Origin of the sequence: Aureimonas sp. AU20 (assembly GCF_001442755.1) — a bacterium.
In the GTDB taxonomy this organism is placed as follows: domain Bacteria; phylum Pseudomonadota; class Alphaproteobacteria; order Rhizobiales; family Rhizobiaceae; genus Aureimonas.
In genome coordinates, this window is sequence record NZ_CP006372.1 from 44,515 (window position 1) to 57,210 (window position 12,696).

The 12,696-nt window shown below is 57.5% G+C and carries 7 protein-coding genes and 1 pseudogene; 3 read left to right on the forward strand and 5 right to left on the reverse strand.

Going from position 1 to position 12,696, the window contains the following annotated elements:
* The first annotated feature begins 276 nt into the window (after positions 1 to 276).
* Complete coding sequence (locus tag M673_RS23930; RefSeq protein WP_082640100.1) at positions 277 to 3,036, forward strand: beta strand repeat-containing protein; 2,760 nt, start codon at positions 277 to 279, stop codon at positions 3,034 to 3,036.
* A gap of 259 nt (positions 3,037 to 3,295) precedes the next feature.
* Here the strand turns inward: M673_RS23930 and tnpC are convergent, their stop codons facing one another.
* The 4 genes and pseudogenes from tnpC to M673_RS25055 form a co-directional block, all read right to left on the reverse strand.
* Positions 3,296 to 4,831, reverse strand: a complete 1,536-nt coding sequence (tnpC, locus tag M673_RS23065; RefSeq protein ID WP_061976823.1) for an IS66 family transposase — start codon at positions 4,829 to 4,831, stop codon at positions 3,296 to 3,298.
* A 55-nt stretch (positions 4,832 to 4,886) separates the two neighbouring features.
* Positions 4,887 to 5,243 carry an IS66 family insertion sequence element accessory protein TnpB gene (tnpB, locus tag M673_RS23070; protein ID WP_061976826.1) on the reverse strand — a complete coding sequence of 119 codons (357 nt, stop codon included), beginning with the start codon at positions 5,241 to 5,243 and terminating at the stop codon, positions 4,887 to 4,889.
* Positions 5,240 to 5,695, reverse strand: coding sequence for an IS66-like element accessory protein TnpA (tnpA, locus tag M673_RS23075; RefSeq protein WP_148640090.1), 456 nt, complete (start codon positions 5,693 to 5,695; stop codon positions 5,240 to 5,242). Before tnpA ends, tnpB begins: the two co-directional genes overlap by 4 nt.
* Positions 5,696 to 5,785: 90 nt before the next feature.
* A pseudogene (locus M673_RS25055) lies at positions 5,786 to 5,959 on the reverse strand (IS3-like element IS426 family transposase); the annotation flags it as partial.
* A gap of 94 nt (positions 5,960 to 6,053) precedes the next feature.
* Between M673_RS25055 and M673_RS23080 the strand changes: the two are divergent.
* Positions 6,054 to 6,823 (forward strand): IS5 family transposase gene (locus M673_RS23080; protein WP_148640254.1). Its coding sequence is split into 2 segments (ribosomal slippage): positions 6,054 to 6,369 and positions 6,369 to 6,823, totalling 771 coding nucleotides; the frame shifts between segments, so codons are not numbered across the junction.
* A gap of 363 nt (positions 6,824 to 7,186) precedes the next feature.
* Here M673_RS23080 and M673_RS23085 read toward each other — a convergent pair.
* Positions 7,187 to 8,308, reverse strand: coding sequence for an acyltransferase family protein (locus tag M673_RS23085; RefSeq protein WP_061979090.1), 1,122 nt, complete (start codon positions 8,306 to 8,308; stop codon positions 7,187 to 7,189).
* 520 nt (positions 8,309 to 8,828) lie between these two features.
* Here M673_RS23085 and M673_RS23935 point away from each other — a divergent pair.
* Positions 8,829 to 12,695, forward strand: a complete 3,867-nt coding sequence (locus M673_RS23935) for a class I SAM-dependent methyltransferase (protein WP_082640101.1) — start codon at positions 8,829 to 8,831, stop codon at positions 12,693 to 12,695.
* Position 12,696 lies beyond the last annotated feature (1 nt).

Consider the following 12,696-nt stretch of genomic DNA (forward strand, 5'->3'; position numbering starts at 1 on the left):
GCGTCTTTTTAATCACGTTGCGACACGCGGAAGGCGAAAGCCGGTTGAGGGTCGCTTGTCAGGGATACAGTGATTGCTGTATCCCTGATCTCGAATGAAGCATGGGGAGGACGGCGGGGGCCGTCGGGGAAGTTTTCAAACCAGCATTCGCCGCCCTTTTAGGGCGCGGCCTCTTCAGTCACCGCTCGTTTGCGCGAGCCGTGACATGGCGGCCGATCTGATCAGCATGCCAGCAGGGCTGGCGCCAGCCCTCAACGAAGCCAACGGAGACTCCAAATGGCACAGCTTGCGTTTGACGCGACCTTCTACCTCTCGCAAAACCCGGACGTCGCTGCTGCGATCTCGCGCGGTATTTTCACAAGCGCGGAACAGCACTACAATACGTTCGGTCGCTTTGAGAGCCGCAACCCGAGCGCTTACTTCGACACTGCCTTCTATCTTTCACAGAATCCGGATGTCGCTGCTGCTCGCGTCAATCCGTTCGCGCATTTCCTCCAGTTCGGCGCTGCAGAAGGCCGCTTTGCGAATAACACCGCTGACGCAGCCCTCGACACCGACAATAATAACCGCGCTAACGAATTCGACGCTGCTACCTACCTCGCTGCCAACCAGGACGTCGCTCAAAACGTTGGCACCGGCAAAGCATTCGCAACGGCATACCAGCACTACATTCTGTTCGGCCAGTTTGAGACACGTTCTGGCGTTCCAGCTGCAGGTCCGTTCACCAACACCGGTGTTGCGCCTAACACTGGTACGACATCTGTGTTGACGGTCAATACGGATAGTCTCACTGGTACGAGCGGGAACGATACGTTCCGGGGCGATAACACAACGGTTCAAGCTGCTGACACCATCAACGGTGGATCGGGGCGGGACACGTTTGCGTACACGGATACTTCCGCTAACGGCGTAAATCCGACGCTCACAACGACCGCTGTAGAAGTTATCAGCATTCGCAACATCAACGGCACCGCTGCTGTCAATGGTGCTACTGAGGTTGCGACTGTCACGTTTACAGATCTGACTGCCGGCCAGACCGTTGTTATCGCCGGTCGTACTGTGACCGCAGGCGGCACCGGAGCTACCGCAGCCGACGTTCGTGATGCTTTCCTTAGCGGCAATACCACCCCGGTCGGTGGGGCAACTCCGTCTGGAACCTTGACTGGTTATGCCGGTGCAAATGGCTCTGGCGCAAATGCTGTCCTTACTAGCAGCACTGCTGGCAACGTGACCGATGCTTCAAATACCGGCACCGGCGTTGCTAACATCAACATTCAGCAAGGCGTGACTGCGGTTACTGGTTCGCAGACCCCGATTTCGGTTTCTGCGGCGAATTTCGTTGGAGCAACGGATTTCGTTTCCGACAACTCGACCGGCATTGTTTCGTTCAATGGCCTTTCGCAGGGCCAGAACATCACTGTGAACGGCAATGGCGTTACTGCGAACGGTAACGTAAACGCTTCTTATGGTGCTACTGCCACGTCTTCGACTGTCAACGTCACTGGTGGAACAACTACCGGTGCGGTCACCTTGACAGGTTCAGGTCTCACGACGGCTACAGTTGTTTCGTCTGGTGCAGCAAACACCCTGGGTGCGATCGACCTTGCGGCCTCCAAGACCATCAACATTAATGCTGCAACCGCGCTTACCGCTGCCAGCATTGCTACGACTGGTACCGAAAGCACGCTGAACATTACGGGTGCCGGCAAGACCACCATCACTGGCGCTCTTGATACCGACTTCACGAATGTCAACGCGTCCACGAACACCGGCGGCGTCGCTCTGACACTGAGCTCCACCACGACTACAAAAGTCATTGGTGGTACGGGCGCTGACACGTTCACCACGGGTTCGGCTTTGACGACTGGTACCGTGGATGCTGGCGCCGGAACAGATACCCTGGTTGTATCGAACAGTGCACATCTCGCGACCGCCGCGCTTGGTGCGAAGTACACCAACTTCGAACTGCTTCAGGTTCAGGATGGGGTGAGCGTTGATTTGGGGAACATCTCGGGCATCACCGGTGTCCGGATCAACGACGCTGGTAACGCCACTAGCGTGACCGGTCTGTCGGCCGCTCAGGCTGCTAACGTTTCTATTCTTGCAGCGGACAGCGCGAATGGCACAATCACAATTGGCTTGACCAACGCTACGGCAGCTGGCCAGATTGACTCGGTTAACGCGACGCTGACGACTGTTACAACCGGATCTAACCCTGCAGCACAGTCGATCAACCTTACAGGCCTTACACTCGCTGGCGTTGAAAAGCTGGCGTTGACGGGAACCGGTACTGTAACCTCTAACACGGGCGCTGTTACGTTTACGACCACGAACGCAACATCCTTGGACACCATTACCTTCAGTAACGCAGGTAACGGCAACAGCATCACGATTGCAGCAGGCCACACCGCAACAAACTTGGTTGTTGATGCTTCGGCATCGGCTGGTTCGATCACCATCAATGCCTCTGCCTACGCAACTTCCACTGGTGCAACGCTCCGGGGCGGCGCTGGTAACGACACGATCACGGGTTCTGGACGTGCTGACATCATCGTGGGTGGTGCCGGCAATGATACGATCCGTGGCGGTGCTGGTGCGGACGTACTGACCGGCGGCGCAGGCAACGATAAGTTCGTTTTTGGAGCAAGTGAGTCGTCTGTTTCCGCGGTTCATACGATCACGGATCTCAATCTTGGTTCGAATGCTGCAACAGGTGCTGTTGATGGGCTTCAGTTTGCCCAGTCTGGCGCGTCGGGCGTTGCGGGTGCTGGTGTAACCATTGTTACGCTGACGGCCGCTCAGCAGACTGCAGTTTCGGGCGCCGCCGATCTTGCTACGGCTGTGAACGCGCTGCTTGCAACTGGCGGTGCAGCAAACGCTGCTGGCTCGGTTGCGCAGTTCACGTATGGTTCGGATACTTATATCCTGCATTCGGGTTCTACTGATAACGCGACGTTCGCAGCGACCGATCATCTGGTGAAGGTTACTGGCCTTGCTGGAACGCTCGATGCTTCCGATATTACGCTGTTCGCGTAATGTAAGTCCGACAGCTATCACTTCTGACAGTTGTTAATGCAAAGCGGCGGGGAGAAATTCCCGCCGTTTTTATTTAATCTAAAGGGTGTTATAGGCTGGTCGTAAACGCCGTTCCGTCCGCGCTTCGCTTAGAGCGTCATAGGCATTGAGTCTGAGCCCTTGGCGTAGCAGGAGGGCTTGGAGCCATGATGCTGCAGCTGGTCATGGCGACGAAGGCGTCGATCATGAAGGCTAGACGGATGACCTGTAAGCGCTGTCCTCAGGCCACGGCTGCGAGCGCAGTCTCAGCGGATTTGAACCGCCACGGCATGAGTTCGTCGATGCCGCGGTTGGGATGGGCCTGAACGATGCGGGTGATGACATCGGCTAGGTAGACCTGTGGATCGACGCCGTTGAGTTTGCAGGTCTCGACGAGTGAGGCGATGACGGCCCAGTGTCGAGCGCCTGCGTCGGATCCAGCAAAGAGGGCGTTCTTTCGCGTCAGGGCGAGCGGACGGATCGAGCGCTCGACAACGTTGTTGTCCAGCTCGACGCGCCCGTCGTCGAGGAAGCGGGACAGGCCTTCCCAGCGTGAGAGCGCGTAGCGGATGGCCTCAGCGAGCTTGGTCTTCTGGCTGATCAGCGTGAGCTTCTCGCGCAGCAGGGCTTCGAGTGCGTCGAGAAGCGGCCGGGTGAGGTCCTGGCGCACGAGGCGACGCACCTCGGCGGATCGTCCGCGGATCTCGGTCTCGATCCGGTAGAGCGCAGCGATGCGCTCCAGCGCCTCCGATGCGATCGGTGCGGGACCGGCAGCGGCGAGTTCGTAGAACTTGCGTCGCACGTGCGCCCAGCAGAAGGCGAGCTTCACCTCGCCCTTGTCGGCCAACGCCCGATAGCCGGCATAACCGTCGACCTGCAGCGTGCCGGTGAAGCCCTGCAGATGCTCGACCGGACGCTCGGCCTTGCGGTCGGGGGCATAGACGAAGACAACGGCAGGCGGATCGGCTCCCTGCCAGGGGCGATCGTCGCGGGCATAGGCGAAGAGTTGGCCGGTTTTGGTCCGGCCGAGGCCGGGATCGAGCACCGGCGCCGTGGTCTCGTCGGCGAAGAGCTTGGAAGAGGCCTTCAGATGACCGAGCAGCCGTTCGTGGACGGGCCGCAGCAGGAAGGCGGCACGCCCGACCCAGTCGGCCAACGTCGAACGATCGAGATGGACACCCTGCCGGGCGTAGATCTGAGCCTGGCGGTAGAGCGGCAGGTGGTCGGCGAACTTGGAGACGAGCACCTGCGCAACGGTCGCTTCGGTGGGCATACCGCCCTCGATCAGCCGTGCCGGCGCGGGAGCCTGGACCACGACGCCCTCGCAGGCCCGGCAGCCGTAGCGCGGGCGCCGCGTCACCAGCACCCGGAACTGGGCTGGGACGATGTCGAGACGCTCGGCGACATCTTCGCCGATCACGTGCAGCGCATGCCGGCAGCAGGGACAGACCTTGTCCTCGATGTCGACGACGGTCTCGATCCGCGGCAGATGAGCGGGCAGCGAACCCCGGTTCGCCCGGCGGCGGACGGCCCGTTCGGCCTTCGCCTTCGGAGCGGAAGCTTCTTCGGCCGCTTCGTCGTCGGCCACGCCCTGCTCGACGTCTTCCAGCCCGAGCAGGAGCTGGTCCTCGGGCAGCGTCTCGGCGCGGCGGCCGAAGCGGTGACGCTGCAACTCCTTGATGATCTGCTCGAGCCGCTCGGCGCGCAGCCGCTCGGCGATCAGCATCGCCTTGAGCGTGCTGGGATCGTCGGGAAGCGTGTCGGCCGCTAGGGTCATAGAGCCAGTGAATCACCTCCCAATCCCAGCGGCAACAGGCTTTGCCGCTCCTACGTCAGCCTGGCAGAGCCGGCACACGGGTCTCCCGCACGGCATGGACGCGGCGCCAGTCGAGGCCTTCCAGGAGCGCCGAGAGCTGGGCCGCTGTCAGATGCAGCACGGCGTCCTGCGCCTTCGGCCAGCGGAACTCGCCGTCCTCCAGGCGTTTGGCGACGAGGACGACGCCCGTGCCGTCCCAGAACACCAGCTTGATCCGATCGGCCCGCTTGGCGCGGAACACGTAGACCGCGCCCGAGAAGGGATCGGCGCCCATCGTGTCGCGCACCAGGGCCGCCAGCCCTTCGGCGCCCTTGCGGAAGTCCACCGGCTTGGTCGCCACCATCACCCGGACCGAGCCCGAGGGGCCGATCACGATGAGCCCTTCAACGCCTGTATCACCGCCGTGATCGTGCGCGGGTCGGTGCCATTGGGGATCCGCACCGAGACGCCGTCGATCTCCAGTTCGATCGTTGGGCCTGCCTTGCCGGCGGAGCGCGGACGTCGCTTGCGCGCCGGACCCTTAGTCTCCACGCTCGCCGCCGCGACCACCACCGGCACGAAGCGTTGCTCGATGACCGGTGAGGGCAAAAGCGGCGAAGCTCGATCGGCGTCATTCATCGGTCCGCGAAGCTGGCGGCGCCAGGTGAAGAGCTGGGAATGGCCGAGCCCATGGCGGCGAGCCACCGCGCTCACGCTCTCCAGGCCCGAATAGCTCTCGGCAACGATCGCAGCCTTCACCTCATCGCTCCATTCGCGCCGACGGCCCGCGCCCGTGAACACCTCGAACCGCCGAACCGGCTCCGGGCCAGCATCGGCACATGACATCGACATAGCTCCAAGCCCTCCTGCAACGCGAAGGGCTCAGACTCGACGCCTACCTCGCCCTCAGCAAGGTGCGGTCGGGACGACGCTTACGATGACCTTGCCATTCCAGCTTGTGAACTTCAGTCCGTCGGAACACCATTTCAAATTCGAACGCATCACCATGACCTTGCCGTCTTGGATCCGGCCCCGCGGACGGCCTATGTGGCGCTCCAGCACAAGAGCGTTGACCTGCATAATACGGTGTACGCGCTTGCGATCGGCCACAAGAACCAACCCGGTCCCACCCCAGAACTCTAGGGCCTGTTAGCGTCTGAAGCCGACTCTATGTCGCCAGCTTTTCCGATGACGGAGAGCTGAGATGCTAAGCAACGAGCAATGGTCTGATCTGGAGCCGCTGATCGAAGCGTGCCGCCCGCATGCGAAGGTTCCGAGCCCGCACCTTCGCCGAACGGTGGAAGCGATCCTTTGGCGTCAGCAGAACGGAGCGAAGTGGCGTGCTCTGCCGGCCGAGTTCGGCCCGTGGTGGATGGCCGCGCAGACCTTTATCCGGTGGGCGCGGCTGGGGGTCTGGGAGAGGCTGCTTGTGCTGGTCCAGGAACGCGGCGTCAGGCTCGGCATGGTGTTCCTGGACGGCACCAATATCCGGGCTCACCAGAAGGCGGCAGGCGCCAGTCGAAAGGGGGATCTGCAAAAGAGCGAGACGGCCGTGAAGCGCTTGGCCGATCTCGTGGTGGCTATGGCACCAAAGCCTGCGTGATGGCCGACGGCGCAGGGCGTGCCATCGCATTCCGCCTCGCACCTGGGCAGGCCCATGAACTGCCGCACGCCGTCCCGCTCCTCGATCGCCTACCGGACGTGCCGAAGTGGGTGGTGGCCGGCCGCGGCTATACCAGCCATGCGTTCCGCCGACACATCTGGGACATGGGTGTCCGGCCTGCCATTCCCCCACTTCGCCACGAGGCCCCCGTCGCCTGTCCGGACTGGATCTACAACAACCGCAATCGGGTCGAGCGTTTGTGGGCTCGGCTGAAGGAATGGCGCGCCGTGGCTACCCGCTACGAGAAGACCGCAACCAGTTTCCTCGGCGTCCTCTGCCTCGCCGCCACGCTCCATTGGGTCAGGCGCTAACAGGCCCTAGAGCGTTTTCCGGCCGGGTAGAGTCTTGGCGTCATTCGTGCTTCCTTTCGTCGATCGGAAGGGAGGCAGCGGTGGCGAGAGCTCTGTCGATCGATCTTCGGCACATGGCCCGCCGCCGCCGGTCGAAGCTGGATGACGACCGGCCAACTGGTCCAACAACGGGTAGCATCTCAAAGCCACCATGCATTAGATTTGAACCGGGCCACCTAACGGGGGCAAGCCACGCTACTGCCATCGACGGCAACAGGTCTTCGAATAGCGCCGGGAGCCCAATATTTTGTGGGGCCGTTGTACATGCGGCGATCTAAGCGAGAGTCCACATCCCCGATGAGGATAAGGACTACTCTAAATGCGTCAGGACCGCTTGAATGCGAGCCTATTGATGCGCCTGCGGAGAGTCTGCTCGAACGCGAAATAGCTCAAGCTTGAAACGAGCAGAAGGGTCATGAGGTACAGAGCATAGATCCGAAAGCCCCAGCCATTCGCCATCCCGAGGGTGTTCACGAACAGGATGTAGAGAAGCATGTGGAAGATGTAGAGAGAGTAGCTGATCTCTCCCAGAAACCGCAGGGTGGAGCCGTCCAGCAGTCTGGCCGCAGGTCCAGTGGGTCGCGCCGCACCTAGGATCAGAAGCGGAAACAGAAGCACGATCGTATGCATGGGCAGGCCGCTGATCGGCCAGGCGATGATCAAAGCAACAACCAAAAGGCAAAGGGGCGTGAAAAGCTGCGAGGCTTTATCGCTGAGCCAACCCTTGTTGCGGTGGGCGCAGTAGATCAGCCATCCGCAAGCAAACCCGCATGCGCTTCGGATCACTGCGACCCAATAGACGGCCTCTCCACTTGCCTCCTGTAAGCGCGTATCCATGATCCGTGGGTCGTAAAAACCGACGAACGCAACGAAAGACAGGAAGGCAAGAACGGCCGTTCCCACGAGAATGGCCCGATCGCTGCGGATCCGTCCAAGCCGGAACAGGAGGGGGAACAGCAGGATATAGCAAAACAGCTCGGCGGAAATCGACCAGGTCGGTAAGTTCCAGTGGACGCCATTTCCAACGAGAGGCCATGCGTTGATGCCCAGCAGCTGCGCCAGAAAATCAACAAAGGTGACCTTCAAGGGATAGCTGGTGGGTTCGATGACGCGTGGCCACACATAGAGCAGACCGACCAAGGCAAGCGATAGCAGGTAGAGAGGGTAGACGCGTGCGTATCGCGCCAAAAGGTATCGTCCGTATCGAAGCTGCCCGTCGTCAAGCAGACCGTACACGTAAAAGAGCGTGAACCCGCTCAGTACGAAGAACAGGTCCACGGCAGCGTTGTGCCAATGGACGACATATTCCAGGCCGAGAGGGAAAGAGATCTGGATATGAGCCAGGACGACAACCACTGCGGCGATCCCACGCAAGCTCGTCAGAGCTTCCAGCTTTGGCTTGTGTGCGGTGCTGTTGAGCGCCGTAGCGCTGCTTTTGACGTCCATGATGCCTTCTCGTTGTGTTCGCGGTACCCATCAGGGCGCAGCATCTGACCTCGAGACTCCTTTCTCCTCGGATTGAGGGAGAGCCCAAGTTTCGCTTCTTGCCATATACGGCCTGCTTTTTCAGCGCGGATTCGCGGCTGAGCTCGGCGGGGCCGACATCTCACCCCCCGCTTTCAGCTGTATAGTTCTCATGTCGACGCTCCAGGCTGAGGGCAAAGCGAGCCTTGGAGGCGTCACGTTCCCAGACGCTCCAAGGGTTTTGCTCTGCATCAGAGAGTGCCCAGCGAGCTGGGTTTGGATCCGAAGAAGCTCAAGCAGCGTGAGGGTTGGAACTCGAAGCCAAACCCAAAAATCATGAATGGGCGTCTATCCCTGGTGGTTCACCACCTGGGCACCGATCGGTCCCACTGGCGGGTTTGCTGCTTGACAGTCCGGTGCTTAAGGTGTTCGCCACGCAGCTAAGTGGAAGCGTTCTCAGCGTTTTCAAAATGAGATCCGTGTGCACACCGAAGGCAGCTTCATGAACGACGAGCCAATGTTCGATACGATCCTCTCCGCCGAGCATCTGGACGATCTTCAAGCCGAAAACCTTCTACCCCTCGCTCCAAGCGGATGGCACGAACTGGTTCCCGTCGCCCATTGGCTTATGGGAGCGACGCGTCCCCGCGTTCTCGTAGAGCTAGGAAGCCACGCAGGCGTTTCCTTCAGTGCCTTTTGCAACGCTATGATGCGCAAGGGGATCGTTGGCAAAGCCTATGCCGTGGACACGTGGCAGGGCGACGAACATGCCGGGCGCTACAGCGAGACGATCTATGACGACCTGCGCGCTTTCGTGGACGAGCGATACAAGGATTTCGCGCATCTCCTGCGCATGACGTTCGATGAGGCTCTGGGCGAGTTCGAGGATGGGTCGGTCGACTTCCTACATATCGACGGTTTTCATACCTACGAAGCCGTGAAGCACGATTTCGAAAGCTGGCGCTCCAAGCTGTCCGACCGCGGCGTTGTGATCCTACACGATGTGAACGTTCGCCATCCGGGGTTCGGCGTTTGGCGCTACTGGGAGGAACTATTGAGGACTTTTCCGTCTTTCGAGTTCCCGCATGGCAACGGGCTGGGGGTTGTGGCTGTTGGTGAGAATGCGCCTCAGCCAATCCTCGCGCTCACGAATTTACAGGATCCGGACGCGATCCTCAAACTGCGCTCTGCCTTTAGCAAAGCCGGGCGCCCCCACGGTCGTCTGTATGAAGCTCACGCTCGACATAGCTTCGAGCAAAGCCAGCAGCGAGAAAGACTGTCGCTGCTGCAGACAGATCGCGATCTAATCGATGAAGACCGGCTTCGTTTGGACCGCGAAAAGAATGATTTGGGTGATCAAGTCAGTGATCTCCGAGGCAAATTTTCCCGCGCCGATGCTGAGTTGAAAAACACTCGCAGACTTTATGACCGCTTGCGCACTGACCAAAAAACCACCGAGACAGAACTTTTCGAGACGAAGCGGACGCTTCACGACGTTACCAAGCGGTTGGAAGCGGCAACGACCTTGAATTCCATGGTGGTTGCGTCGAAGAGCTGGAAGCTAACGCATCCGCTGCGCGCTGTTAATGCAAGACTAGCCCCTCAGAAGCCGCGGATTGACCTCCTTCGAAAAGTCGCTCGCCCAAGCGAAGCGGAAGCTCGACGTATTTTGTTTCGCGCCATCAAACGTCGCATCGGCCTGTCTGTATTGCACTCTGGAGAAGACGCTGCAGGGATCTACGCTCCAAACTTGACTGAGCAAGATAAGACCGTGCTTGCAGCACTGTCAAAAAAAAGCGAAATTCCTTCTGTCAGCGCACTCATCATTGTTGAGAATTCGAGCCACCTGAAACTTGAACAGAGTGTTGCTGCGATTGACGCTCAGGTCATTCCAGTAAAGCAGATATTGGTGTGTGCCCCCCTCGACTCTCCAATGCGACAGGAGATCGAAGCTTTGGCGCGAAAACGCGCTGACATCCAGCCAGTTTGGAGAAACGAAGTAGCATCGATTACGTCGGTCGACTCATTCTTGGTTCTCTCGTCGTCTATAATTCTTCGACCAGAAGCTACAGCTGTGATGGCTTCAGAAATGGGGAACGAGCGTGTTGAGCTTGTTTACTCTGACGAAATCTATGTCGGTAAAAACGGCCGGGCTGACGAACCTTTTTTCAAACCATCGTACTCACCAAGACTAGCTCAGTCGTCAAATTACATGGGAGCATGCGCCCTCATAAGGACGCGTGTCGGAGATAACGTTGAAACCGTAACGAACATCCTCACAGCGATGAACGGCTCCCCTAAAATTGAGGCCGGAATAACAGCTTACGCATCTTCTTTGAATGCAGAGGCTGTAAGAAGGACTCCTTTTGTCCTTTTTACAGAGCGGAATCCCGAGCGTAAATTACTTGAGGCCGCTGCAAAATCTCCCGTTGGCGATCGAGGAGAAAAAGTTTCAATTATCATACCAACTCGTGACAGATTGTCTCTTGTTGCCCCATGCGTTGATTCAATAATTGAAAAAACAAATTATTCGCGTGAGAACTACGATATCATTATAGTTGATAACGGTTCAGTTGAAGAGGAAACCATTAATTATCTCAAAGACGGAGCGTCTCTTGGGAAGTTCTTGGTAATCTCTGATAATTCTTATTTTAACTACGCAAGATTGAATAACGTTGCAGCGAAAGCAAGTGCTGCTGACGTCCTTGTGTTTTTGAATAACGACACGCTGATCATTCAACCTGACTGGCTAAGCCGCATGGTAACGGCAGCGGTAGCTGATGGGATCGGCTTGGTAGGAGCGAAACTCCTGTATGAAGATGGCTCTGTCCAACATGGCGGCGTCGTCCTGGGCATTCAGGGCGTGGCAGGGCATGCTGATCTGAATATTGAACCAGCTGATTTCGGATATCATGGTCTTGCTCAACATGACCGAGAAGTCTCAGCAGTGACGGGTGCCTGCATTGCTACGCGTAGAGATCGGTTCTGGGAGGTTGGCGGATTTGACGAGAATCTGGCCGTTGCCTTCAATGATACGCTTCTCTGCATAAACATGCTGAAGGCGGGTTACACAAACTATCAACTCAATTCTGTTCTCGTTACGCATTTAGAATCAAAGTCCAGAGGATTAGACGTTACTGATGAGCAGAAGGAAAGATTCCTTCTGGAATGCAGGTATGCACGTAGCCGTGGTCAAGATTATTTTCTTGACGACAGATATTATAGCCCGAACCTTAGCCTTCAGGATACGTATAAACCTGCTGCAGTGCTTCGCCGACGTAAGCCTTGGAACTCGCCGCGCCATCGAAAGATGCCACGCGTCCTAATTTTGAGTTGCACACATCAACGAGGACATGGCGTTCCAGTCGTTATTGAACAGCACGCAGCTTACATGCGCAGCCAGGGAATTGAAGTGCATATCGGCGGGTACTCCTCCCCGAACGATATTGCCTATGAGGGCTGCACACGTGTCGAATTGAACGATCCTTTCACAGCGATCGCTTATGCGACAACCAACGACATTGATATTGTGATACCGCATACACCTCCATTCTTCTCCGTTGCTCGTTGGGCAGGACCATTCCCATTCGTCGCTGCTTATGATCACGGCGAACCCCCTCCGCATATGTTCCCTGATGCGGAAGGTCGTAGAGAGATCAATAAAGAGAAGACGTTTGCTCTGTCTTTGATGCGGCGGTTGTATGGCAACTCAGAGCCGGTCAGGGACGAATCCGGTTTTCCGGAAATGGTTGTGGTTCCACTTGGTAATTCGCATATGGATAGGTGGGAGCCATCCAAAGAAAATATTCGCAACCAAATCCGTTCAAAGTACGGATGGGGTGACAAGGTTGTCATACTCAATGTCTGCCGTTTTCATGAGGCAGAACGCAGCTACAAAGGCGTAGATTTCTTCATTGCTTTGAGAGGCTATATTAATAGAAATATTAAAGAAATACAAGATAAGGTCGTATTTGTCCAATGTGGAAAAGCATCACTAGATGACATTTATTATGTGTCATCTGAGGGTGTCGAATGTTTTGCAAACGTGACAGATCAAGAAATGTCAGAATTGTATTATGCGTCTGACATTTACGCTAATTTCTCGCAATGGGAAGGCTGGAATCTCGGGATCGCACAAGCTCTCGCGTATGGGCTTCCTGTTGTTGCATCAAATATAGATGCGCATAGGCGGAATTTCGATGTGAAATTAGCGGATGATTTGCCATCGGCTGCAGACGAGATTGTTGCCCTTGTTCACGATATAGAGAAATCTGGCTTCTCACCAGAGCGAGAAGCTCACGTAGATAAGTGGGAAACTCGACTAAAGCCATTTCTTGACGATTTGCTGCAGAATTGGCGGAAATTGTAAT